Source organism: Kribbella monticola, from assembly GCF_003261635.1.
GTDB lineage: Bacteria > Actinomycetota > Actinomycetes > Propionibacteriales > Kribbellaceae > Kribbella > Kribbella monticola.
On sequence record NZ_QFXK01000022.1, the window covers coordinates 214,669 to 237,529 of the forward strand.

Genomic DNA, 22,861 nt, shown 5'->3' on the forward strand with positions numbered 1-22,861 from the left:
TGACGATTACGGGCAGGGGTTGACACCGTAGCCGGATGGTCACCGCCCGTGTTCCTGATCCACCGAACGACCCCGCCCCGTTTCCGCTCCTGATCGCCGTCACCGCCTCGCTGGAGGAGCGTGTCCGCCTGGCCGAACTGGTCGACGACGTCGCGCCGCTGCTGCTCGTCTCCAGCCTGGAAGAACTCCGCAAGCTGATCACGCCCGCCACCCAACCCGAGCAACCCGAACCGCCGGAGCCCGCCGAAGCGGTCGCCCGGTCGGGACGCGAGGGGAGGCCGCGGTCGGCCGACGTACTGACGATCGATTCGGCGCGGTCGGTGGCGCAGTGGCGGGACCGGGAGGTTCCGTTGACGGAGCTGGAACACGATCTGCTGCTGCAGTTGACGATCGAGCCGCTGCGGACCTGGACGTACGAGGCCCTGCACCAGGCCGTCTGGGGCAACCGGCATCTGCGCGGAACGGCCGATGTGCATTCGCTGGTGAAACGGCTGCGGCGCAAACTCGACGAGCTCGGTACGACGGTCACCATCGACGCGGTCCGGGGGACCGGCTTCCGGCTCACCGATCACCAGCGACCGTCGATCACCGGGTTGCGGGCCGGGTAGCCTCTGAACTCGTGCGCTTCTCAGCCTTGCGTCAGCTCGAATGCCCGAAGTGCGGTCTCGTCCACGACCCCGATCAGGTGATCGGTCTGTGCGCCTGCGGCTCGCCCCTGCTCGCCCGCTACGACCTCGACGAGGTGCGGGCCGGCCTGACCAAGGCGGAGGTCGCCTCGCGGGCGCCCGATCTCTGGCGGTACCACGAGTTGCTGCCGGTCCGCGATCCGGCGAACGTGGTCAGCCTGGGTGAGGGGATGACCCCCTTGCTCGGCTTACCGGCGTACGGGCGGGAGCTCGGCGTGCCGAACTTGCTGATGAAGGACGAAGGGCTGATCCCGACCGGCACGTTCAAGGCGCGCGGGGCCGCGGTCGGGGTGTCGCGCGCGTACGAGGTCGGCGTACGGAAGATCGCGATGCCGACGAACGGGAACGCCGGGTCGGCGTGGGCCACCTTCGCGGCCCGGGCGGGGATGGAGGCGCTGATCGCGATGCCGATCGCGGCGCCGGAGATCTGCCGGCGCGAGGTGAAGATCGTCGGCGCGGAGTTGAAGCTGATCGACGGGTTGATCGGTGACGCCGGCGCCTGGATCCGCGAGCAGCTGGCGACGCGGGAGGGCTACCTGGACGTGTCGACGTTGAAGGAGCCCTACCGGATCGAGGGCAAGAAGACGATGGGGCTGGAGATCGCCGAGCAACTCGGCTGGAAGCTGCCGGACGTGATCCTCTACCCGACCGGTGGCGGCGTCGGGCTGATCGGGATCTGGAAGGCCCTCGCCGAACTGGCCGAGCTCGGCTGGGTCGACGGGCCGATGCCGCGGCTGGTCGCAGTACAGGCCACCGGGTGTGCGCCGATCGTGACGGCGTGGGAGAAGGGCCTGCCGGAGAGCGAGCCCTGGGTCGACGCGAAAACCGTTGCCTTCGGCATCACTGTGCCGAAGGCGCTCGGCGATTTCCTTGTCCTGCAAGCGATCGCGGAGACCGATGGTTGCGCTGTCGCCGTGGACGACGACGAGATCCTTGCCGCTCAGCGTCGCTGCGCGGAGTTGGAAGGCTCCTTCGTCTGCCCCGAAGGAGCTGCCAACTTCGCCGCTGTCCGGCAACTCCGGGCTTCAGGCTGGATCAAGGCCGATGACCAGGTCGTTGCCCTGAACACCGGTACCGGCCTGAAGTACCCGGAGACGGTTCCGCTTTAGGCCTGACCGCGGCGGACGGCGAGGATGTGCGCCGGTTCGCCGTTGGGGTCGAGCTTGACGTAGTTCTGCTGGCCCCAGCGCCAGGTGGCGCCACTGATCTCGTCGTACACGGTGAAGGTGTCCTCCGGGCGCATGCCGAGCGCGGCCATGTCCAGGTGGACCATCGTCTCGCGGACCGAGTGCGGATCGGTGTTCACCACGACGATGACGGTGTCGCTGTGCCCGTCGGGGCCGGTGACCCGCTTGGAGAAGCACATGATCTGGTCGTCGTCGACCGTGTGCAGACTCAGGTTGCGCAGTTGCTGGAGCGCGGGGTGACGGCGGCGGATGTTGTTCAGCAGCGTGATGTACGGCGCGAGCGTGCGACCCTCGGCCGCCGCGCCCTCCCAGTCGCGGGGCCGGAACTGGAACTTCTCGGTGTCCAGGTACTCCTCGGAGCCCGGCCGCAGCGCGACGTGCTCGAACAACTCGAAGCCGGCGTACACGCCCCAGGCCGGTGCGGAGGTCGCGGCGATCGCGGCGCGGATCTTGAACGCGCCCGGACCGCCGTACTGCAGGTAGGCCGTCAAGATGTCCGGCGTGTTCACGAAGAAGTTCGGCCGCAGGTAGTGCCCGGTCTCCTGGGTCAGCTCCTGCAGGTACTCCTCCAGCTCCCACTTCTCGTTGCGCCAGGTGAAGTAGGTGTACGACTGGTGGAACCCGACCTTCGCCAGCTCACGCATCATCGGCCGGCGGGTGAACGCCTCGGACAGGAACACCACGTCCGGGTCGGTCTTGCGGACCTCGCCGAGCAGCCATTCCCAGAAGTTCACCGGCTTGGTGTGCGGGTTGTCGACCCGGAACACCGTGACGCCGTGCGAGATCCACAGCTTCACGATCCGCAGGACCTCGGCGTAGATGCCTTCGGGATCGTTGTCGAAGTTGATCGGGTAGATGTCCTGGTACTTCTTCGGCGGGTTCTCCGCGTACGCGATCGACCCGTCGGCGCGGACCGAGAACCACTTCGGGTGCTCGGTCACCCACGGGTGGTCCGGCGAGGCCTGCAGGGCCAGGTCGATGGCGACCTCGAGCCCGAGCTCGCGGGCACGGCCGACGAAGTAGTCGAAGTCCTCGAAGGTGCCGAGCTCGGGGTGGATCGCGTCGTGACCGCCCTCGGCCGAACCGATCGCCCACGGCGACCCGGGGTCACCCGGCTTCGGGTCGAGGGTGTTGTTCGGGCCCTTGCGGTACGACTGGCCGATCGGGTGGATCGGCGGCACGTAGAGCACGTCGAAGCCCATCTTGGCGACGGCCTCGAGCCGGTTGGCCGCAGTACGGAAGGTGCCCGACTGCCAGGTCTGGGTCTCCTCGTCGTACTTCGCGCCTTCGGAGCGCGGGAAGAACTCGTACCAGCTGCCGTAGAGCGCGAGGCGGCGGTCCACCCAGACCGGGAAGGTCTCCGAGGAGGTGATCAGCTCGCGGACCGGGTACCGCCCGAGGGCGGCGCGGACCTGCGGCGAGATCCCGGCGGCGAGCCGGGCCTCCGGCGGCAGCGCGCCGTTCGCGAGCGCCTGCGCGGCGTCACTCAACGTACTGCGATCCACGCGCACTGCCGGTGGCACACCAGCCGCGGCCCGATCGAAGAACGCCGCGCCCTCGGCGAACATCAGGTCGACGTCGATCCCGGCCGGGATCTTGATCTCGGCGTTGTGCCGCCACGTCCCGTACGGGTCGCTCCAGCCCTCGACGGCGAAGGTCCACGCGCCCTGCTCCTGCAGGGTGACGTCGACGGTCCACCGGTCGCTGCCCTGGCCGACCGGGGACATCAGCATCCGTCTGGTCTGTCCCGTCGGCGACGTCAGCACGACGTTCGCGTTCACCGCGTCGTGTCCTTCGCGGAACACGTCGGCCGCGATGGTGAAGGTCTCGCCGACCGACGCCTTGGCCGGATACGCTCCGGCGTCGACGGTCGGGCTGACGTCGGTGATCGGGATGCGCCCAGTCATGGAGTTAACGAACCTTCGCTTTCCGACTAGCGGGGACAGAGAAGTACAGCACTGACGTTATCGGTTCCCATTGTGTCGCCACGCCATGCAAGGGTCACAGTTCGGTCGGCCTGTCCAGCACTCGGTCGGTTCCGTCACCGGCTGGTCCTGCTGTGCAACTGGTCTGGTCCTGCAAGATCTTGCTCGCGTTGCAAGATTGATGCATCCCGAGGGTGTTCTGGGCTCGGTCTGCCGGTACGGTGTCCCGGTGCGAGCGATACGACGATTCTCCGTCCGCCCTGTCCTGCCCGAGCCGCTGACCGGTCTCGGCACCCTGGTGAACAACCTTCGCTGGGCCTGGCACCCGGAGACACAAGATGTCTTCGAGGCTGTCGACCCCCAGCTGTGGCGGTCCACCGGCGGTGACCCGGTCCGGCTCCTCGGTGAGGTCCCGGCGGCCCGGCTCGACGAGCTGGCGAACGACCATGCCTTCCTGCGCCGGCTCGAGCTGGCGGTGGCCGACCTGACCGGCTACGTGACCGACGACCGGTGGTTCCAGGCCGACGCCGGTACGCCGGTCAACTCGGTCGCCTACTTCTCGCCGGAGTTCGGCATCACCCACGTCCTGCCGCAGTACTCCGGTGGTCTCGGCATCCTGGCCGGCGACCACCTGAAGGCGGCCAGCGACCTCGGCGTGCCGCTGATCGGCGTCGGGCTGATGTACCGGCACGGCTACTTCGTGCAGTCGCTGAACCGCGAGGGCTGGCAGCAGGAGCGGTACCCGCTGGTGGATCCGGACGGGCTGCCGATCAGCCTGCTCCGCGACGGCGAGGCACCTGCCCTGGTCACCGTCACCCTGCCCGGCGGCCGCGAACTGCACGCGCAGATCTGGGTCGCCCAGGTCGGCCGCGTCCCCCTGCTGATGCTCGACTCCGACATCGAGGAGAACGAGACCGCCGAGCGCGAGGTCACCGACCGGCTGTACGGCGGCACGACCGAGCACCGGCTGCTGCAGGAGCTCCTGCTCGGCGTCGGCGGTGTCCGCGCGGTCCGCGAGTACTGCCGGATCACCGGCCACGCGGCGCCCGAGGTGTTCCACACCAACGAGGGCCACGCCGGCTTCCTCGGCATCGAGCGCATCCGCGAACTCGCCACCGAGCAGAAGCTCGACTTCGACACCGCGCTCGAGGTCGCCCGCGGCGGCACCGTGTTCACCACCCACACGCCGGTCCCGGCCGGTATCGACCGGTTCCCGGTCGAGCTGATCCAGCAGCACTTCTCGCCGGACGTGTTCGGCGACGGCGTCCCGATCGACCGGATCCTCGCGCTCGGCGCCGAGGACTTCGAGAACGGTGACCCGAGCGTCTTCAACATGGCGATCATGGGCCTGCGGCTGGCCCAGCGCGCCAACGGCGTCTCCAAGCTGCACGGTGTCGTCAGCCGGGGCATGTTCGCCGGCCTTTGGCCGAGCTTCGATCCGTCCGACGTGCCGATCACCTCGATCACCAACGGCGTGCACGCGCCGACCTGGGTGGCGCGGGAGATCTCGGCACTGACCTACGCGAACGCCGATCAGGGTGACTCCGAGGGCATGTTCGAGGGTCTGGACAAGACCACCGACGCGCAGCTGTGGGAGACGAAGCGGATGCTGCGGCAGCGCTTCATCGACGACACCCGCGCCCGCGTCCGCGCGTCCTGGGTGAACCGGGGCGCTTCGGAGGCCGAACTGGGCTGGGTCGACTCGATCCTGGACCCCGACGTCCTGACGATGGGCTTCGCGCGCCGCGTACCGTCGTACAAGCGGCTCACCTTGATGCTGCGCGATCCGGCCCGGTTGAAGGCGCTGCTGCTGCACCCGACCCGGCCGATCCAGATCGTCATCGCCGGCAAGGCGCACCCGGCCGACGAGGGCGGCAAGAAGCTGATCCAGGAGATGGTGCGCTTCGCCGACGACCCCGAGGTCCGGCACCGCATCGTGTTCGTGCCCGACTACGACATCGCGCTGGCGCAGCCGATGTACCCGGGCTGCGATGTCTGGCTGAACAACCCGCTGCGTCCCTACGAGGCGTGCGGTACGTCGGGGATGAAGGCGGCGCTGAACGGTGCGCTCAACCTGTCGATCCGCGACGGCTGGTGGGACGAGTGGTACGACGACGAGTTCGGCTGGGCGATCCCGTCCGCCGAGGGGATCGAGGACACCGACCGCCGCGACGACCTCGAGGCGCACGCGCTGTACGACCTGATCGAGAAGCAGGTCGCGCCGCGCTTCTACGACGGTGACGTCCCGGGCCGCTGGATCGAGATGCTCCGGCACACGATCAAGGAACTCGGCCCGAAGGTGCTCGCGACCCGGATGGTGCGCGACTACGTCGAGCGCCTGTACGTCCCGGCCGCGCACTCGTCGCGCGAACTCAACTCGACGTACGACGGCGCGCGTGAGCTGGCGGCCTGGAAGAAGCGGGTGCGGGCCGCGTGGCCGCAGATCCGCGTCGACCACGTGGAGCTGCAGGGGCTCGGCGACGTACCGCAACTCGGTACGACGGTCGGGATCCGCGCCTATGTCACGCTCGGCGACCTGACGCCGGCCGACATCGACGTCGAGGCGCTGCACGGCCGGGTGAACTCCGATGACGAGATCACCGATCCGGTCCGCGTGTCGCTGTCGTTGGCCGAGACGTACGAAGGCAACCGGCACCGGTACGAAGGTGAGCTGAAGCTCGACCGCACCGGCCCGTTCGGCTACACGGTCCGCGTCCTCCCGAAGAACGCCATGCTCGCCAGCCCCGCCGAGCTGGGTCTGGCCGCCGGCCCCTCGGATCCCGAGGACCCGGAAACCCCGGACCTCCCCGCCGGCTCCGAGTTCTGACCACCGCTCACCCCGCAAGCCCCGCCGACCTCACTCGGCGGGGCTCGCGTCTGTTTGCCGTGCCGAAGGACAGGAGGTAGCCGAGGGCAACTAGTGCAGCTGAGCGCAGCGGGGCACCCGCGTACGGCGTACAGGCAGTGCACTACCTGTCGGTCGGGACGGGCGCGGCGTGTGGGGCTCAGGGGTTGGGGCAGGATCGGTGGGGTGGAGGCACTCGGGGTTCGGCAGGTTACTGCGGTGGGGTTGGCGGTGGTTGGTGGGGTGGGGCTGGCGGTGCAGGCTCGGCTCAACGGGGGACTGGGGGCCAGCCTTGGCGACGGTGTCGTCGCGTCGATGATCTCCACCGGCAGCGGGGTCCTCGTGCTGCTCGCGATCGTGCCGGGCTCGAGAGCCGGTCGTCGCGCGTTGGGGCAGATCCGTGAAGCACTGCGAGTCCGCGGCCTTCGGTGGTGGCAGTGTCTCGGTGGGGTGGCTGGAGCCTTGTACGTCGTGAGCCAAGGCGTCAGTGTCAGCGCTCTCGGGGTTGGAGTGTTCACCGTTGCGGTGGTCGGCGGTACGTCGGTGGGCAGTCTGGCCGTTGATCGGGTGGGACTCGGCCCGGGCGGCGTCCGGGTCATCACGGTGCGCCGGCTGATCGGCGCGGCAGCGGGAGTGAGTGCGGTCGCCGTTGCCGGTCATGATCGCCTCACCGGCAACGGCTCCCCAGCATTGCTCGTGCTTCCGCTGGTCGCCGGTCTTGGTCTTGCCCTGCAGTCGGCCCTCAACGGAAGGGTCGGCGCGGTCGCCGGATCGCCCTGGGCCGGTGCGCTGGTCAACTTCGTCGTGGCCGGTTGCACGCTCTGCATCGCCTTGCCGATCGAGTTCCTGATCCGCGGCAAGACACCGGGCGTACTCCCGGCAGAGCCGTGGCTGTACTGCGGCGGCTTCGTCGGCGTCGGCGTGATCGCCATCGCGACCTCGGTCGTCCGCACCCTCGGCGTACTCGTCTTCGGCCTGACCAGCATCGCGGGTCAACTCCTCGGCGCCGTACTGCTCGACGCACTCGGCTCGCACCGGCCGCCGCCGGCGACGTGGATCGCGATCGCGCTCACCCTCGGCGCGGTCGCGATCACGATGATCAGACCGTCGCGCGCGTCCTGAGATCGACGGTGACCGGCGGATGCCCGGCCGGCGACAGTTGCAGGACCTGATCGCCCGGGTGCAGCCGCGGGTCCTCCGCGTACCGAGCAGCCAGTACTGCGGTCGCCTCCGCATCTCCGTTGTCAGAGGCAACCAATAGGGTGGCGATCTCGTCGGACAGTTCGAGGTCGGCGTCGTCGAGCGAGCCCGACTGGGCGCCCCACGCGTCCCACAGCAGCAGCTCGTCGCCCTGCAGATGGGACAGCTGGAAGAACACGTAATTGCGGATGAACCAGCCACCGCGGATCGGCATCCCCGGATCGACCCCGAAGTCGTCGCCGTCCAGCGCACCCGAACGGTAGCCCAGCCAGACCTCGGCCGCCGAGCGGAACCAGCCCGGCTCCATGTCCTGCGGGTCGAACTTCCAGTGCGGGTCCGGGCCGAGCTGCGAGTCGACCATCACCCACCGATCACCGTTCCAGTACTCCGCGACGACGTGATCGGGATTGAAGCCCTCGGCGAAGTACGACGCGAAACCGACCCGGCTGCGGGCCGGGATCCCCTTGTGGCGAAGGGCGGAGACCGTCAGCAAGGTGTAGTCGCGGCAGCACCCGACGATCCGGTCGACGGGCTCCCGCGGTACGGCGAGCGCCGTACCGTTGCGTTTCTGGTCGGTCGCCAGCATCGCGGAAACCCAGCGATGGTTGATCTCCTCGTACCGGTCGCCGGTGAACTCGATGCCGCCGCCGCGGTAATGGATCACCAGGTTGCGGATGACCTCGGTCAGGCCGGGGATGTCGGCGGGGACCGCGTCGAAGAGTTCGGCGTACTCGCCCGGATCGCTGTAGCGGGTCTGGGTGGCGTAGTCGGCGGGAGTCGGTGGGGGAGTCGTCATTTCCGTGGTCCTTCGATCGGTTGAGCGATGTCGACGGCCAGGTCCGGGCCCGCAGCCGCCGGGAAGTTCGGGTGGTAGATCTCGCGTACCGCGCCGGTCGTCGGTACGCCGGCTCGCCGCACCCAGTCGCTGAGGAGGTCGTAGGCGAGCATGATCCGCGGGTACGCGCACTCGTCCTTGGTGAGCGTGCAATAGGCCTCGGTGTGCGCGGGTTCGACCCGGATCGCGATCGGCCCGGCCGGGTCGACCAGCCCGCTGAACGGGATGCACACCTCGACGGGTGCCTCGCCTTCCGGCGTGACCGCGCCGTGGAAGATCACCCACGAGCCGGCAGTCAGCACGGCACCGGCCTGGGCCAGGTGCGCGCGGATCTGCATCGCCGAGGAGATGATCACCCCGACCAGCAACTGCTGGTCGGTGTCGGTCCGGATCGTGGCGATCTTGGTCTCCGGGACCTCCCGGGTCAGGACGGGCCGCGGCGCCAGGCCGGGACTCGACGGCCGGATCAGCCGGTCGCGCAGATACTCCAGCGTCGCCTTGCGGGCCTCGTTCGTGGCCTGCTCGGCGGCCCACCAGCGGTCGAGCCGGATCAGGCCTTCCTCGTCGGTGCCGGCCAGGATCTCGGTGATCGTCGCGAGCGGTACGTCGAGTTGGCGCAGCACGCTGATCCGGCGGGCCCGCTCGAGCTGGGTCACCGAGTAGAACCGGAACCCGTTGGCCGGGTCGACCCTGGCCGGGGCGAGCAGTCCCGACACGTCGTACAGGCGCAGTGCCTTGTGGGAGAGCCCGGCCCGGCGGCCGAACTCGCTGATCGTCAGCTCGTCGTCGAGATCCCGGGCAGCCATGGACGCCAGTGAACACCCTGCCCCAGGGGCAGAGGGAAGTTTTTCCGCGCGGCTTGCGTTAGTGACGGTAGCGATATATCGTTAGTGTCATCAACAATATCTTGGAGGATATGATGAACACCCCAGACGAACTCAGAGGCCGCGGACGCGGTCATCGTCACCCCCGCCGCGGTGGACCGCGGATGGGCGAAGAAGGCGCCCCGATGCACCGCGGACGCGGTGAGCGAGGCGAGCGCGGCTCCGGCCGCAGCGAGCGCGGAGAACGCGGAGAACGCAGCGAGCGTGGCTACGGGCGCGGGCCTCGTCGGGGCCCGGGCCGTGGCCGGGCTCCGCGCGGTGATGTCCGATCGGCCGTGCTGATGCTGCTCGCCGAGGAGCCGATGCACGGCTACCAGTTGATGCAGGCCATCGCCGACCGCAGCGGCGGGCGCTGGACCCCCAGCCCCGGCGCGATCTACCCGACCATCAACCAACTGGAAGACGAGGGCCTGGTCACCGTGACCGCGGAAGCCGGCCGCAAGCTCGTCACCCTGACCGACGCCGGACGCGAGTACGTCGAAGGTCGTCGCGAGACGTCCGTCGACCCGTTCGCCGGCTTCGCGAGCACCGAGCCCGCCACTGATCTGCGAGGACTGCTCGAGGAGTTGCACTCGGCAACGCGGCAGGTCGGCCGAAGGGGCTCGGAAGAGCAGCGCGCGGCGGCCGCCAAGATCCTGGCCGAAGCCCGGCGCTCGCTCTATCTGCTGCTGGCCGACGGCCCGCAGAGTCCCGAAGCCTGAGACCTGAGTCACGCAGGGAACGTTTCGGTCGAACGGCTCCTCTTCCCCGATGTCCACACATCTGAGGAGGGGTCGGGATGGAGTCTCGAAAAGTCGCCGCAGGCGCACACGTCCTGCTGGCGGCAGTGCACCTCTACTGGGCGACGGGCGCAAGCTGGCCCGCGTCCGACGAGCGATCACTGTCCCGAGCGGTCCTCGGCGGTGAAGCGTCGTTCGCTCCTCAAGTGGTGCTGCCACTGGCAGCGCTGCACCTGCTGCTAGCGACGGCTGTACTCCGGTCCGCCCGGTCCGCACTCGCCAGAGCAGTAGTAGCCGGCCTCGCCGCAGGCCTGACCGCCCGAGCCACTCTCGGCCTGGTCTGGACCTTCACCGGCACCGGTACTGCGTTCTTCTGGCTCAACCTGTTTCTCTACACCCCAGCCTGTGTGGCACTCCTGGTGATAGACGTCAGGCTGCTGCAGGCCAAGTGGCTCAAGCGATTGGTCATTCCACTGCCCGTCTTCGGCGTAGTACTGATCAGCTTGCTGGCCTACACCTATCAACCGACGGCCCAGCCGAGTCCGGAGCCGTCCAGCGACTCCCGGTACGTCGATACGCCCGTGGCGAGGTTCCACTACTTGCAGCGCGGCAGTGGCGCACCCGTGGTGCTCCTGTCACCAGGTGCGTCACCGGCATCGGCCTGGCAGCCCGAACTCGACGCATTGTCGAAGACCCATGCCGTGTACGTCGTGGACCTCCCTGGCCAAGGAGAGACCCGGCTGCACGGCAAGGGCTTCGCCTTCGACCTGGACGCGATGACCGGAGCACTGGACCAGTTCCTGGACCAGCTGCACCTCCAGCAGGTCGTTCTGGGCGGCAACTCCTGGAGCGGCGGCTGGGGACTCGCCTACGCACAGCGGCATCCCGAGCGCGCTTCCAAGCTGCTCCTGCTCGCGCCGTCCGGGCTGGACGAGCCCGACCCGGCGAGCTGGGAGATCCTCAAGCTGCCACTCGCCGGCGAACTGCTCGCGAAGCTTGGGGCGAGTAGGTCAGCCGTCCAGACCGCTGTCCGGGATCTCTTTGTCCATAAGGAACTGGTGACTCCAGCACTTGTCGACAAGATGTGGGTTCCGGGGACGTATCGTGACAACGTCCGGGCGATGTACGCGCTCGAACGCGGTCTCGACTGGCGCGTCACCCAGGCGGCGCTGCCGTCGACGGAACAACCGGTCCTGATCGTCTGGGGTGAGGAGGACACCGTGCTGCCGGTCGCGCAAGCGGCTCGCTTCGGCAATTTGTTGCCGCACGCAACTGTGCACACGTTGGCAGGGTGCGGCCATGCGCTCACCCTGGACTGCGCCGACCGGGTCACGCGGTTGCTGGAAGAGTTCGTGGAGTGATCGACGATCCGGAGCGGCTCGTGCGCGCGGCGCAGGGTGGAGACACGCTCGCGATGAACGACCTGCTCGACCAGCTCACGCCGTACGTCGGGCGCATCTGCGGGCCGATTGCCTTGGGCAACGGACCGGACGCGACCCAGGAGGCGCTCGTGGCGGTGTTCAGATCACTGCGCACCTTGAAGGAGCCGGCCGCGCTGTTCGGTTGGGTCCGGGCGATCGCGGTGCGCGAAGCGGTCCGGGTGGCACGGCGGGAGGGGCGGCAGGTTGTCGCCGAGCTCGCCGAGTTGCCCGCCCGCGGCGATCCGCAGTTGGCGATCGACGTACAGGACACCTTGGCGAGGTTATCGCCCGAACACCGTGCCCTGCTGGTACTGCGCGACCTGGAAGGACTCGACGAGGCGGCGGCCGCGGAGCTCCTCGCAGTACCGGCAGGGACGGCGAAATCCCGCCTTCATCGCGCCCGAGCAAGCTTCCGAAAGGCCTGGACCTCATGACCGCCAACTGGCCGCAAGTAGAACTCGATGCCGTCCGCCGGCTCCGCGCGCTCGCTGCCGGGATTCCGGGTGCCGTCGTCACCGAGCGAGTCTTCGATCGTCCGCTTCCGGTCGTGTGGGAGTTGATGTGGGACGACGGCCGAAGCTTCGCCGAGATCCAGCCCGACATGCACGCGATCACCGACCTGACCGTCGACGGCGACCGCGTCAGTTTGCACGCCCGTAGCCGCTACGGTTTCCGGGCCCACCTGCAAGGGACCGTCCGTCCTGGTTGGTGCTGGCTGCAGAGCCGCTTCCTGCTGATCGGGATGGCGGCGGCCGAGGAACCGGGCGGCCGCACCCGCGTCGCGCTGACCGGGGGAGTCCGCATCCCTGCTCGCGCAGCGCTCGTGCCCATCGGCGTACGACGAGAGAGCACCAAGTCGCTCGATCGCCTTCAGGAGCTAGTACTGCGCGACAGTGCTGGGTAGCGCGGCGAGAAGGGCGTCGGCCAATGGCCGGTAGCCGTGGTCGTTCGGGTGGAAGAGGTCGGGGGCGAGCTTGCCGCGCCACGGTGGGCGGACGTGACGGGAGACCTCGGCCACCGGAAGGCCGCGTTCGAGCGCGGTCGCATGGATCGTCCGGTTGAGGGCGGCGACGTACGGGCTGCAGATGCCGCCGACCAGCCAGAACCTGTCCGGCAGCAGCAGATCCATCACGACCGAGGTCGACGGCAGCCGGTGGATGAGCTGACGAAGGTTGCCGTGCACCTTCTTCGGAGCGCTGCCGAGGATGTCGTTGCTGCCGATCCCACACGTGACGAGGTCCGGCTCGGTGCCGAGCGCTTCGAGCAACGGCAGCTGGTCGTTGAGCACATGCGCGGCCTGAGCGCCGGCGCGGGAGAGGTTGAGGATGCGCCAGGGACGATGCGACCGGCCGTTCAAGACGTGCAGCACCTGACCGACGTACCCGTGCAGCGGTGAGCTGGCGCCAAGACCTTGAGCAGTCGAGTCGCCCAGCACCACCCAGAGCGGACCGTCACCGGTGCGGGCAACCGAGTTCTGCTCAGTCCAGTACTCCGCGAACGTCCGCGCCTGGACATCGACGAAGGCCACTCCGTCGCACCAACGCCGGAAGGCACGCCGAGACGTCATCCGCTCGGCGTCACCCCAGCGCACGACCAGTTGGTGCAGGACACCGATGGGCGTGGTGTGGTCCTGCTCGCTGCGCTCGTAGTGCCGCTCCGCCGTTCCCAATAACGCCATTCAGGCCCCCTCCGGACATCACTTCACCGCCGGACCACTGGAGGTGTCCCGGACGTGAACAGTTGGTGACGAACGAAGGTACCCGAGCTAGGTGAACAACTTCAGAGCGCGCGGAGCAGCACCAGGCAGCGGGGCGCGAGGGGAACGACGGCGTTGGCCTCGACCTCGGTGGCGCCGCTTCCGGACGTGTCGAGTACGACCTCGTACGCCGGGGCCCAGGAGGCGTCGGGGACGACGACCTCGCGGGTCTCGGCGGTGGCGTTGAGGGCGAGCAGGAACGAGTTGTCCACCGGAACGTTGCCCTCGGCATCGGTTCCGCGGATGGCGTCGCCGGCCAGGAACATCCCGATCGTGCGGAGATTGCCGTCGTGCCAGTCGGCCTCGGTCATCTCCCCGCCGTGCGGCGCGATCCAGGACAGGTCCTTGCGGCCGCCCGGGACGACCGGCTGACCGGAGAAGTAGTGCCATTGCCGCAACGCCGGGTGGGCCGAACGCAGCGCCAGCAGCTTCTTGGTCAACTCCAGATGGTCCGACCACGAGGACAACAGCGTCCAGTCGAACCAGGAGGTCTCGTTGTCCTGGCAGTAGGCGTTGTTGTTCCCGTGCTGGGTGCGCCCGCACTCGTCGCCGGCGGTGATCATCGGTACGCCGGTGGACAGCACCAGCGTCGCCATCAGGTTCGCCATCTGCCGTCTGCGCAACGCGATCACGCCCGGGTCGTCGGTCTCGCCTTCGACCCCGCAGTTCCAGGACCGGTTGTCGTCGGTGCCGTCCCGGTTGTCCTCCTGGTTCTGCTCGTTGTGCTTGTGGTTGTAGGAGACCAGGTCGCGCAGGGTGAACCCGTCGTGCGCGGTGACGAAGTTGATCGAGGCATACGGGTAGCGCCCGTCGTCGCCGTACAGGTCGCTGGAGCCGGACAGCCGGTAGGCGAGATCCTGCACGCCGTACGACGACGTCCGCCAGACGTCTCGGACCGAGTCGCGGAACTTGCCGTTCCACTCCGACCACGGCGTACCGAAGTTGCCGACCTGGTAGCCGAAGTTGCCGACGTCCCACGGCTCGGAGATCAGCTTGACCCGGCCGAGCACCGGATCGGCGGCGACCTCGGCGAGGAACGGATGGTTGACGGTGTCGACCTCGTGCCGTTCGTTGCGGATCAGCGTTACCGCGAGGTCGAACCGGAACCCGTCGACGCCCATCTCCTCGACCCAGTAGCGCAGCGAGTCCATCACCAGCCGGCGGACTTGCGGGTGCGACGTGTCGACGGAATTCCCGGTGCCGGTCACGTCGTACATCGCGCCGCCCTGGGTGAGCCGGTAGTACGCGCGGTTGTCGATGCCGCGGAAGCTCAGCGTCGGCCCGTCGAACCCGCCCTCGGCCGTGTGGTTGTAGACCACGTCGAGGATGACCTCGATCCCCGCGGCGTGGAATGCGGCGACCATCGCCTTGAACTCGGCGACCTGCTCACCCAGCGAGCCCGACGAGGAGTACGGCGCATGCGGGGCGAAGAAGTTCAGCGTGTTGTAACCCCAGTAGTTGGGCAGCCCACGTGCCGCGATGGCCGGCTCTGTGAGGAAGTGATGGATCGGCAACAACTCGACCGACGTGATGCCCAGGTCGACCAGATACGCGATCACGGACGGATGCGCGAGCCCGGCGTACGTCCCGCGCTGATGCTCCGGTACGTCGGGGTGCAGCTTGGTGAAACCTTTCGTGTGCAGCTCGTAGATGACCGTCTCGGTCCACGGCACCGGCCGGCTGATCGGTGGTGGTGGCTCGGAGGACGCGACGACCACACCGACCGGGACGTGCCCGGCGGAGTCACCCTCGGAGGAGTCGTAGATCAGCGGGCTGCCGAAGTCGAGCGATCCGTCCACCGCGCGCGCATACGGATCGAGCAGGAGCTTGGCCGGGTTGAACCGCAGTCCGTGGGTCGGGTCGAACGGACCGTGCACCCGGTACCCGTACCGCTGGCCGGGGCCGACGTCCGGGACGAAGCCGGTCCAGTACTCGCCGGTGTGCACCAGGTCGAGGTTGCGCTGGCTGCCGTCAGGAGCGATCAGGGCGAGCTCGACGCGCTCGGCCGCGGGAGCCCACAACGTGAAAGTGGTGCCGTCGTGCTGGACCACCGCGCCCAGCCGTGGGTCCGGGTGGGGGGCGGGGCCGAGCTCGTTCGGGGCGGCGGTGGCTTCGGTCACCCGGCACATTGTGCCCAAGAGCGGCCTTGGATGCTTCAAGGGCACATAATAAAGTTTCCTCCATTACTCAGGACAAAGTCGAGGCCAGCATGGGTGAACCGGAACTGACCGGCTTGACGGTCGGGCTGATCGGCGCGGGCAACATCGCGCACGTGCACGTCGCGGCCTGGAAGGCGCTGGGTGCCCGGGTGTTGGTGCATTCGCATGCGGGTGCCGCCGAGCTCGCCACGCAGTACGGGCTGGAGGCGGTGGATTCGCTGGACGCGTTGTTCGGCGAGGTGGAGTTCGTCGACATCGTCACGCCGTCGGCGACGCACAAGGAGATCACGCTGGCCGCGATCAAGGCCGGCCGTGACGTGATCTGCGAGAAACCACTGACGCTGACCGCCGCGGACTCCCGCGAGCTGTCCGAGGCGGCGACCGCGGCCGGCGTACGGATTTATCCCGCTCACGTCGTGCGGTTCTTCCCGGCCTACGCCGCTGCGCATGCTGCCGTGCTCGAAGGTCGCATCGGCCCGGTCGCGGTCGCCCGGTTCTTCCGCGCGGCCAGTACGCCGGCCGCCAGAGGCTGGTACCGCGACGTCGCGCGCTCCGGCGGCGTGATCATGGATCTGATGGTGCACGACCTCGATCAGGCCCGGTGGATCTGCGGCGAGGTCACCAGCGTGTACGCCGTCCAGAGTCCGCCGTCGGTCGACGGGATCAGCCCCGTCAACGTGGCGGCGCATGTGACGCTGACGCACGAGGGCGGGGCGATCAGTCACCTGCGAGCGACCTGGGGAGCCGAGGGGACCGAGTTCCGGTCCGGGTTCTCGATCGCCGGCGCCACCGGCGTACTGGAGTACTCCTCGGCCGAGGACACCGGGTTCGCCGAGGAGTTGCAGGACGACGCGTCGACCGGCGACCTGCTGATCCCGTCGTCGACGCTCTACGAGAGTCCTTATCTCACCCAGTTGCGGGAGCTCGCCGGCGCGCTGCGGGGCGGGCCCGAGCCGCGCGTGGTGGCCGATGACGGGATCGCCGCGGTGTATCTGGCCGAGGCCGCGCGCGAATCGATGACGACCGGCCGCGCTGTGGACATGAGCACATTCACTCCGTCAGGAGCATCGGCATGAAGGTTGCGATCGCGTCGTTCGCCCACACCCATGCGTCGTCGTACGCGCGGCTGCTCGCCGGGATGCCCGACATCGAGGTGCTGACGGCCGACCCCGATGGTGCCGCGGCACCCGACGCCGGGCCGCGTGGCGCTGCCTTCGCGGGGAAGCTGGGCGTGCCCTACGTCGACTCGTACGACGAACTCTTCGGCTGGGGACCGGATGCGGTCGTGGTGACGAGCGAGAACTCGCTGCATCGCGGGCTGGTCGAGCGAGCGGCCGCAGTCGGGGCGCATGTGCTTTGTGAGAAGCCGCTTGCCACCGAGGTCGTCGACGGCGAGGCGATGCTCGCGGCGTGCGAGGCGGCCGGGGTGATCCTGATGACGGCGTACCCGGTGCGCTTCGCACCGTCGTACGGGCGGCTCCGGGCGATGGTCGAAGCGGGGCGCCTCGGCGAGGTGTTCGCGGTGATCGGGACGAACAACGGGAAGATCCCGTACGCGCAGCGGCAGTGGTTCACCGATGCGGCGTACGCGGGCGGGGGAGCACTGGTGGATCACACCGTGCACTGCGCCGACCTGATCGACGGGCTGACCGGTGGGGTCGAGGCGACGCGCGTGTACGCGGCGGCGAACCGGGTGCTGCACCAGGACAAAGGCGTGGAGGTCGAGACCGGCGGGCTGGTCACCATCACGTACGCGAACGGGCTGTTGGCGACCATCGACTGCTCGTGGAGCGTGCCGGACAACGGGCCGACGTGGGGTGGCGTGACGCTGCAGGTCACCGGTACGAACGGCTCGGTGGAGATCGCCCCGTTCCTGCCTCATGTCGGCGGCACGGATGCCGAGGGCGAGGTGTTCATCCCGGTCGGCGGCGACCTGGACGGGATGATGCTCGGCGAGTTCCTTGCTGCGGTGCGCTCTTCCGGTCCGGCGGTTGCCGGCAAGCCGCCTGCGGTGGTGCCGCAACCCGACGGCGAGGTGGGGTTGCGGACGCTGAAGATCGTCGATGCCGCCCGCCGCTCGGCCCGGTCGGGGCAGCCCGTCGACCTGTAGCGACGGCACCTCGTAGTACGACTGGGGCGACTGGTCCGGTAGCGTGCCCCGGGATGTGACCGGTGGGTAGGGCCTGACTGGAGGAGCGAGATGGGCGAGTTCGTCAATCTGACGGTGAGTGACGGGGTCGGGACGATCCGGCTGGATCGGCCGAAGATGAACGCGCTCAACGTGCAGGTCCAGGACGAGATCCGCGCCGCCGCCGAGCAGGCAGCGGCCGACGACGCCGTCCGCGCCGTGGTGATCTACGGCGGCGAGCGGGTGTTCGCGGCCGGGGCGGACATCAAGGAGATGGCCGACATGTCGTACGGCGACATGGTCAAGCGCTCGGGTCCGCTGCAGGCCTCGTTGTCGGCGGTCGCCGCGATCCCGAAGCCGACCGTTGCCGCGATCACCGGATATGCGCTCGGCGGCGGTTGCGAGCTCGCGCTGTGCGCCGACTACCGGATCGCCGCCGAGGACGCGAAGCTCGGCCAGCCCGAGATCCTGCTCGGAATCATCCCCGGCGCCGGTGGCACCCAGCGGCTGTCCCGGCTGGTCGGTCCGTCGAAGGCCAAGGACATCATCTACACGGGCCGGTTCGTCGACGCCGCCGAGTCGCTCCAGATCGGGCTCGTCGACAAGGTCGTGCCCGCGGCGGAGGTGTACGACGCGGCCGTCGCGTGGGCCTCGCAGTTCTCGCGTGGCGCCGCGCTTGCGTTGAGAGCTGCCAAGGAGGCGATCGATGCCGGCCTCGGGGTCGACCTGAACACCGGTCTGGAGATCGAGCGCCAGCAGTTCGCGGCTCTCTTCGCCACCGAGGACCGAAGCATCGGGATGAAGTCTTTCGTCGAGAACGGCCCGGGCAAGGCCGAGTTCAAGGGAATCTGATGACTACTGCAGGACCGAAGCCCGCTGCCTCCGCCGAGGAGGTCGAGGCCGCGTGGAACGACAACAAGCTCGCCCAGGTGCTCTATCACGACTGGGAGGCGTCCACGTATGACGAGAAGTGGTCGATCTCGTACGACGAACGCTGCGTCGACTACGCCCGCGACCGGTTCACCGACGTCGCCGGCTCCGACGGCTGGCCGTACGGCAAGTCGCTCGAGATCGGCGCCGGCACCGGTTTCTTCACGCTGAACCTCAAACTGGCCGGCGTACTCGCCGAGGCGCACGTCACCGACCTGTCGCCCGGCATGGTCGAGGCCGCCAAGCGGAACGCGGACACCCTCGGCTTCGCGATCGAGGGCAAGGTCGCCGACGCCGAGAAACTCCCGTACGACGACGACACCTTCGACCTCGTCATCGGGCACGCCGTCATCCACCACATCCCCGACGTCGAACTCGCCTTCCGCGAAATGCTCCGCGTCCTCAAGCCGGGCGGCCGCTTCGTCATCTGCGGCGAACCGACCCGGTACGGCGATTACGTGGCGCGCCGGCTCTCCCGGTTCACCTGGTGGGCGACCACCAACGTGACCAAGCTGCCCGCGCTGAGCCACTGGCGCCGGCCGCAGGCGGAACTCGACGAGTCCTCGCGGGCGGCCGCTCTCGAGGCCGTAGTGGACCTACACACGTTCGACCCGGACACGCTGGCCCGCACGGCCGAGCGGGCGGGCGCGACCGGCGTACGGACCGTCACGGAGGAGTTGCTCGCGGCCTGGGTCGGCTGGCCGATCCGGACCTTCGAGGCCGCCGTACCGGAGAGCAAGCTCGGCTTCGGCTGGCGGATGTTCGCCTACAAGTCCTGGCTCCAGCTGTCCAAGGTCGACAAGGTGCTCGCTCAGGTAGTCCCCGACGAGCTCTACTACAACGTGTCGATCACCGGAGTGAAGCCCTAGAACGTGCGCATAATGGACGGATGCGCTTGCTGACCGCGGCGAATCTGCGCTGGGTGGTGCGCCACCGGGCGTGGACGCCGTACTACCTGAAACGGTACTGGCGCTTCGCGGTGTTCAAGCTGCGGCACCGGCACGTGGTCACCGAGGGATTCGTCTTCCTCGGCAAGAAACTGGAGATCGTTGCCAGACCGGGGCACGGCCGGCTCATCCTGGGCAAGTGGGTGCACCTGGGCGACGAGACCCGGTTGCGGGCGCACGAAGGCACGCTGCGGATCGGCGACAAGGTGGTGTTCGCCCGCGATGTGACGGTGAACTGCTACCTGGACATCGAGATCGGCGCCTCCACGCTGATCGCCGACTGGACCTACATCTGCGACTTCGACCACAAGACCGAGGACCTCGGCCTGCCGATCAAGGACCAGGGGCTGGTCAAGTCGCCGGTCCGGATCGGCCCGGACTGCTGGCTGGCCACGAAGGTGACCGTCACGCGCGGGGCCGATATCGGCCGTGGGGTGGTGATCGGAGCCAATAGCGTTGCCCGGGGCAACATTCCGCCGTACTCCGTGGCGGCCGGGATCCCGGCGGTGGTGGTCCGCGACCGGGTCAGCAGGTACGAGGCGGAGGCGGAGCGCCGGGCCTACCTGGAGAAACTGGCGCAGGCCAACGAGGAGACCGCGGCCCGCCTGCGCGCGGGAGCGCCCGTAGTACCGGCTGGTGGGGGAGCGGACGAGGGGGCCGACGCGCCGTCGGGTAACGGATCACCTACCAGTGGTGATAAAGCAGATGTGACCAGGGGGTTCTCAAGTTACTCGCCAGTCGGGCACTATGTCCCGGACGTCGTCGTCGGAGAGGAGAAGCAGCGTGGCTGACGTGAACCGGCAGCCGAGTCTCGACCAGGCTGCTGCCGACGGCTCCATCACGGGCGCGCGGCACCGGGCGGTCGAACCGGTGCCGATTGTCGCCGACAGTGTCGACGTCGCTACGTTGGACGGTGTGGACGACGTGTTGCCGGTCCCGGTACCAGGTGTGCGGCGCAGATTGACGCCGCGTCCGGTCCCGGGCAACAAGCGGAAGAAGCCGCCGGTGCTGGGACCGGCGGTGGATGAGGAACCGACCCCGGCTGAGGAGATGGACGACGTGGGTACTCACGACGACAAGGCGGCTCCGGCCGCCGATGCCGAGAAGGCGGTGACACCGCCGGGCGTGGAGGCTGAGGAGACTCCGGCCGGCGCAACGGTCCGCGGCTCGACCGCGACGGCGACGAAGGCCGCCAAGCCGAAGACCGCCGCGGAGATCGTCGCGGCGCAGCGCGAACGCGAGAAAGCCGCCGCGGAGGCTGCCGCGGGGGCTGCCGGCGCGAAAACCGACGACACCTCGGCGACGACCCCGCTGACCCGGCAACCCGCCGCGGCCAGTACGCCGGCGGTCGGCAAACCGGCCACCGGTACGGCGGCGACAGGTGCCGTCGGCAACAAAACGGCCGTGAAGAAGACGGTGACGGCGAAGGTTGCTCCGAGCGCCAGTAAGGGCAAGGCGGCGATGTCGAGCGTCGGCACCGGCGTGAAGCAGGCCCGGAACCTGATCGCCTCGGTGATCTGGCTGATCGCCGTACTGGCCGCTGCCGTGCTGGCCCTCGGCGCGCTGTTCACCGCGCTCGACCAGGCGAACCAGAGCAACGAGATCGTCCGCTTCGTCCTCGATCGCGGGCACGACCTCGTCGGCCCCTTCAAGGACCTGTTCCGGCTGCAGACCGCGAAGAACACCCTGTTGGTCAACTGGGGCATCGCAGCCCTCGTCTACCTGATCGCCGGCAAGATCCTCGAACGCTTCATCCGGCCCTAGGGCTTCGAGCGAGCAGCCAAAAGGAACGGCCCCGGATCACCAGGATCCGGGGCCGTTCCTTTGGTTGCTGCGGGCAATCAGGGCAGCGGCAGCAGGGCGATCCGTTCGTGGATCTCGCCGCCGATGTGGGTGGTGTCGGAGCCGACCCAGAGGCCGTCCGCGGCGAGCAGGAGGTCGTAGCCGCCGATACCGCGGTCCTTGGTCGGGTTCCAGGAGTAGGCGAGGCCGGTGTGCGGGTTCATCGCGCCGATGGCCTGCCGCGACACGGCACCGGGACCGGCGTCGTTGTTGCCGCTGGGGTTGTTCAGGTAGCGGTTGTGGCCCTGGACGTACACCGCGGACCTGGTCACCTGGACCGAGAGCAACGTGTCGCCGCCGGTGTAGTTCACCCAGACCGGGTACGTCGTGCGCTGGTCGTTGACGTTCCAGCGGCTCGCGGAGTCACAAAGCCGGGTCTTGTCGTCCGGCGCCGCGGCACCGGTGGTGACGACCACGAAGAAGGACCCGTCCGGCGAGAAGTCGACGTCCCGCGAGTACGACGGGGTCGCCGAGCTGCAGGTGTGGTCCCACAGCGGCGAGTACCAGCCGCTGACCGTGGTGGAGCTCGTGCCGAGCGTCAGCAGGGCCACCTGCCGCCGGGTCTGACCGCCGACCGAGGAGAACGTGCCGACGATCGCCAGCCGGGTACCGGCCGGGTTGACCGCGAGACGGAAGACCTTCGTCGGGCCCGAGTCCGGGTTGCCCGGGAAGGGCACGCCGGCGATCGCGACCTTGATGTAGCCGGTGTTGCCGCCGGTGACCGGGCTGACCGCGAGCAGCTTCTGCGAGAAGGTGCCGCCGAGGATGAGCCGGCCCTTCACGTAGGCCATGTCGGTGACCGAGCCGGTGAGGTTGGCGTTGAACTTCGTGTCGACCGCGCCGGTGGTGGCGTTCAGCTTGACCACCCCGGTGCGCTTGATCCCGTTGACCGTGTTGAAGTAGCCGCCGACGAACAGCGACGTACCGTCGGTGGCCAGCGCCCACACCTCGGAGTTGAAGGTGGCGTGCAGCCCGGTGATGCCGCCGGTCTTGGGGTTGAAGGCGAACAGCCGGTCGCGCGCGATCGTCGCCAGGTTGTTGTACGGCTTCACCTTGGTGAACTGGCCGCCGACGAAGATGGCCCCGCCGTGGCTGAGCATCTTGTAGACGGCGCCGTCCTGCACCCGGGGGGTGATGTCGGACGGATTCTGGGAGACGACGGCGTCCTGGGAGATCGGCGAGGCGTTCGACGGCCCACCGAGGAAGACCACCACGACGGCGGCGACGGCGGTCAGGGCGACGCCGATCGCTACAACGAGCTTTTTCATTCTCAAGGATTCCAAACCATGGTCAGGGTCCGACTGGGACGTGGCAACCGGGGCGGCAGCCAGACAGGTCGCGAAGGACGCGGACGACTCTGGCATATCCAGCGGGTGTTGCAGAAGTCACCTGGGGTC

General features: G+C 68.7%; 20 protein-coding genes. 14 read left to right on the plus strand and 6 right to left on the minus strand.

Annotated elements, in window-relative coordinates; all coding sequences use genetic code 11:
• Positions 1 to 35: 35 nt before the first annotated feature.
• Positions 36 to 608: a winged helix-turn-helix domain-containing protein gene (locus tag DIZ26_RS10065; protein WP_112239665.1), complete on the plus strand. Its 573-nt coding sequence runs from the start codon at positions 36 to 38 to the stop codon at positions 606 to 608.
• An 11-nt stretch (positions 609 to 619) separates the two neighbouring features.
• Positions 620 to 1,795 (plus strand): threonine synthase, encoded by a 1,176-nt coding sequence (locus DIZ26_RS10070; protein WP_112239667.1) that lies wholly within the window; start codon positions 620 to 622, stop codon positions 1,793 to 1,795.
• Here DIZ26_RS10070 and DIZ26_RS10075 read toward each other — a convergent pair.
• Positions 1,792 to 3,780, minus strand: a complete 1,989-nt coding sequence (locus DIZ26_RS10075; RefSeq protein WP_112239669.1) for an alpha-1,4-glucan--maltose-1-phosphate maltosyltransferase — start codon at positions 3,778 to 3,780, stop codon at positions 1,792 to 1,794. The genes DIZ26_RS10070 and DIZ26_RS10075 overlap by 4 nt on opposite strands.
• Before the next feature lie 247 nt (positions 3,781 to 4,027).
• Here DIZ26_RS10075 and glgP point away from each other — a divergent pair, with 247 nt between their 5' ends.
• Together glgP and DIZ26_RS10085 are read left to right on the plus strand one after the other, a co-directional pair.
• Complete coding sequence (gene glgP, locus DIZ26_RS10080) at positions 4,028 to 6,625, plus strand: alpha-glucan family phosphorylase (protein ID WP_112239809.1); 2,598 nt, start codon at positions 4,028 to 4,030, stop codon at positions 6,623 to 6,625.
• 237 nt (positions 6,626 to 6,862) lie between these two features.
• Positions 6,863 to 7,765, plus strand: coding sequence for a DMT family transporter (locus DIZ26_RS10085; protein WP_112239671.1), 903 nt, complete (start codon positions 6,863 to 6,865; stop codon positions 7,763 to 7,765).
• Here the strand turns inward: DIZ26_RS10085 and DIZ26_RS10090 are convergent.
• Both DIZ26_RS10090 and DIZ26_RS10095 read right to left on the minus strand, forming a co-directional pair.
• Entirely contained in the window at positions 7,743 to 8,639 is an 897-nt protein-coding gene (locus tag DIZ26_RS10090) for a transglutaminase-like domain-containing protein (RefSeq protein WP_112239673.1), read from the minus strand. The two genes, DIZ26_RS10085 and DIZ26_RS10090, sit on opposite strands and share 23 nt — an antisense overlap.
• Positions 8,636 to 9,484: a MerR family transcriptional regulator gene (locus DIZ26_RS10095; RefSeq protein ID WP_112239676.1), complete on the minus strand. Its 849-nt coding sequence runs from the start codon at positions 9,482 to 9,484 to the stop codon at positions 8,636 to 8,638. Before DIZ26_RS10095 ends, DIZ26_RS10090 begins: the two co-directional genes overlap by 4 nt.
• Before the next feature lie 359 nt (positions 9,485 to 9,843).
• On the opposite strand from DIZ26_RS10095, the gene DIZ26_RS37820 reads away from it, so the two are divergent.
• The 4 genes from DIZ26_RS37820 to DIZ26_RS10115 all read left to right on the plus strand — a co-directional run bounded on the left by DIZ26_RS37820 (position 9,844) and on the right by DIZ26_RS10115 (position 12,606).
• Complete coding sequence (locus tag DIZ26_RS37820; protein ID WP_232828242.1) at positions 9,844 to 10,263, plus strand: PadR family transcriptional regulator; 420 nt, start codon at positions 9,844 to 9,846, stop codon at positions 10,261 to 10,263.
• Between the two features lie 77 nt (positions 10,264 to 10,340).
• Entirely contained in the window at positions 10,341 to 11,642 is a 1,302-nt protein-coding gene (locus DIZ26_RS10105; RefSeq protein WP_112239678.1) for an alpha/beta fold hydrolase, read from the plus strand.
• The gene (locus tag DIZ26_RS10110; protein WP_232828230.1) at positions 11,639 to 12,136 is read left to right on the plus strand and encodes an RNA polymerase sigma factor; all 498 of its coding nucleotides are present in this window, start codon (positions 11,639 to 11,641) and stop codon (positions 12,134 to 12,136) included. Before DIZ26_RS10105 ends, DIZ26_RS10110 begins: the two co-directional genes overlap by 4 nt.
• Complete coding sequence (locus DIZ26_RS10115; RefSeq protein WP_112239681.1) at positions 12,133 to 12,606, plus strand: hypothetical protein; 474 nt, start codon at positions 12,133 to 12,135, stop codon at positions 12,604 to 12,606. The genes DIZ26_RS10110 and DIZ26_RS10115 overlap by 4 nt, the downstream gene beginning before the upstream one ends.
• Here the strand turns inward: DIZ26_RS10115 and DIZ26_RS10120 are convergent.
• A complete protein-coding gene (locus DIZ26_RS10120) occupies positions 12,580 to 13,380 on the minus strand; it encodes an SGNH/GDSL hydrolase family protein (RefSeq protein ID WP_112239683.1) in 801 nt (266 codons plus the stop codon). The two genes, DIZ26_RS10115 and DIZ26_RS10120, sit on opposite strands and share 27 nt — an antisense overlap.
• A 101-nt stretch (positions 13,381 to 13,481) precedes the next feature.
• Positions 13,482 to 15,587: a glycogen debranching protein GlgX gene (glgX, locus tag DIZ26_RS10125; RefSeq protein ID WP_232828243.1), complete on the minus strand. Its 2,106-nt coding sequence runs from the start codon at positions 15,585 to 15,587 to the stop codon at positions 13,482 to 13,484.
• Between glgX and DIZ26_RS10130 the strand changes: the two genes are divergently transcribed.
• The 6 genes from DIZ26_RS10130 (at position 15,521) to DIZ26_RS10155 (ending at position 21,386) form a co-directional block, all read left to right on the plus strand.
• Positions 15,521 to 16,693 (plus strand): Gfo/Idh/MocA family protein, encoded by a 1,173-nt coding sequence (locus DIZ26_RS10130; RefSeq protein WP_269815380.1) that lies wholly within the window; start codon positions 15,521 to 15,523, stop codon positions 16,691 to 16,693. The genes glgX and DIZ26_RS10130 overlap by 67 nt on opposite strands.
• Positions 16,690 to 17,727 (plus strand): Gfo/Idh/MocA family protein, encoded by a 1,038-nt coding sequence (locus tag DIZ26_RS10135; RefSeq protein WP_232828232.1) that lies wholly within the window; start codon positions 16,690 to 16,692, stop codon positions 17,725 to 17,727. The genes DIZ26_RS10130 and DIZ26_RS10135 overlap by 4 nt, the downstream gene beginning before the upstream one ends.
• Positions 17,728 to 17,817: 90 nt before the next feature.
• Positions 17,818 to 18,597 carry an enoyl-CoA hydratase/isomerase family protein gene (locus DIZ26_RS10140; RefSeq protein WP_112239689.1) on the plus strand — a complete coding sequence of 260 codons (780 nt, stop codon included), beginning with the start codon at positions 17,818 to 17,820 and terminating at the stop codon, positions 18,595 to 18,597.
• The gene (locus DIZ26_RS10145) at positions 18,597 to 19,544 is read left to right on the plus strand and encodes a class I SAM-dependent methyltransferase (protein WP_112239690.1); all 948 of its coding nucleotides are present in this window, start codon (positions 18,597 to 18,599) and stop codon (positions 19,542 to 19,544) included. The genes DIZ26_RS10140 and DIZ26_RS10145 overlap by 1 nt, the downstream gene beginning before the upstream one ends.
• Before the next feature lie 20 nt (positions 19,545 to 19,564).
• A complete protein-coding gene (locus DIZ26_RS10150) occupies positions 19,565 to 20,413 on the plus strand; it encodes an acyltransferase (RefSeq protein WP_112239693.1) in 849 nt (282 codons plus the stop codon).
• Positions 20,406 to 21,386 carry a hypothetical protein gene (locus DIZ26_RS10155; RefSeq protein WP_232828233.1) on the plus strand — a complete coding sequence of 327 codons (981 nt, stop codon included), beginning with the start codon at positions 20,406 to 20,408 and terminating at the stop codon, positions 21,384 to 21,386. Before DIZ26_RS10150 ends, DIZ26_RS10155 begins: the two co-directional genes overlap by 8 nt.
• A gap of 77 nt (positions 21,387 to 21,463) precedes the next feature.
• On the opposite strand, the gene DIZ26_RS10160 is transcribed toward DIZ26_RS10155, so the two are convergent.
• On the minus strand, positions 21,464 to 22,732 hold the full coding sequence (locus tag DIZ26_RS10160) for a hypothetical protein (RefSeq protein ID WP_112239697.1): 1,269 nt from the start codon (positions 22,730 to 22,732) through the stop codon (positions 21,464 to 21,466).
• Between the last annotated feature and the right edge of the window lie 129 nt (positions 22,733 to 22,861).

Coding starts and splice junctions, on each gene's coding strand:
- DIZ26_RS10065 (WP_112239665.1), top strand. CDS start 36: ATGGTCACCGCCCGTGTTCCTGATCCACCGAACGACCCCGCCCCGTTT.
- DIZ26_RS10075 (WP_112239669.1), bottom strand. CDS start 3,780: ATGACTGGGCGCATCCCGATCACCGACGTCAGCCCGACCGTCGACGCC.
- DIZ26_RS10090 (WP_112239673.1), bottom strand. CDS start 8,639: ATGACGACTCCCCCACCGACTCCCGCCGACTACGCCACCCAGACCCGC.
- DIZ26_RS10095 (WP_112239676.1), bottom strand. CDS start 9,484: ATGGCTGCCCGGGATCTCGACGACGAGCTGACGATCAGCGAGTTCGGC.
- DIZ26_RS37820 (WP_232828242.1), top strand. CDS start 9,844: ATGCTGCTCGCCGAGGAGCCGATGCACGGCTACCAGTTGATGCAGGCC.
- DIZ26_RS10105 (WP_112239678.1), top strand. CDS start 10,341: ATGGAGTCTCGAAAAGTCGCCGCAGGCGCACACGTCCTGCTGGCGGCA.
- DIZ26_RS10115 (WP_112239681.1), top strand. CDS start 12,133: ATGACCGCCAACTGGCCGCAAGTAGAACTCGATGCCGTCCGCCGGCTC.
- DIZ26_RS10120 (WP_112239683.1), bottom strand. CDS start 13,380: ATGGCGTTATTGGGAACGGCGGAGCGGCACTACGAGCGCAGCGAGCAG.
- glgX (WP_232828243.1), bottom strand. CDS start 15,587: ATGTGCCGGGTGACCGAAGCCACCGCCGCCCCGAACGAGCTCGGCCCC.
- DIZ26_RS10135 (WP_232828232.1), top strand. CDS start 16,690: ATGAAGGTTGCGATCGCGTCGTTCGCCCACACCCATGCGTCGTCGTAC.
- DIZ26_RS10140 (WP_112239689.1), top strand. CDS start 17,818: ATGGGCGAGTTCGTCAATCTGACGGTGAGTGACGGGGTCGGGACGATC.
- DIZ26_RS10145 (WP_112239690.1), top strand. CDS start 18,597: ATGACTACTGCAGGACCGAAGCCCGCTGCCTCCGCCGAGGAGGTCGAG.
- DIZ26_RS10150 (WP_112239693.1), top strand. CDS start 19,565: ATGCGCTTGCTGACCGCGGCGAATCTGCGCTGGGTGGTGCGCCACCGG.
- DIZ26_RS10160 (WP_112239697.1), bottom strand. CDS start 22,732: ATGAAAAAGCTCGTTGTAGCGATCGGCGTCGCCCTGACCGCCGTCGCC.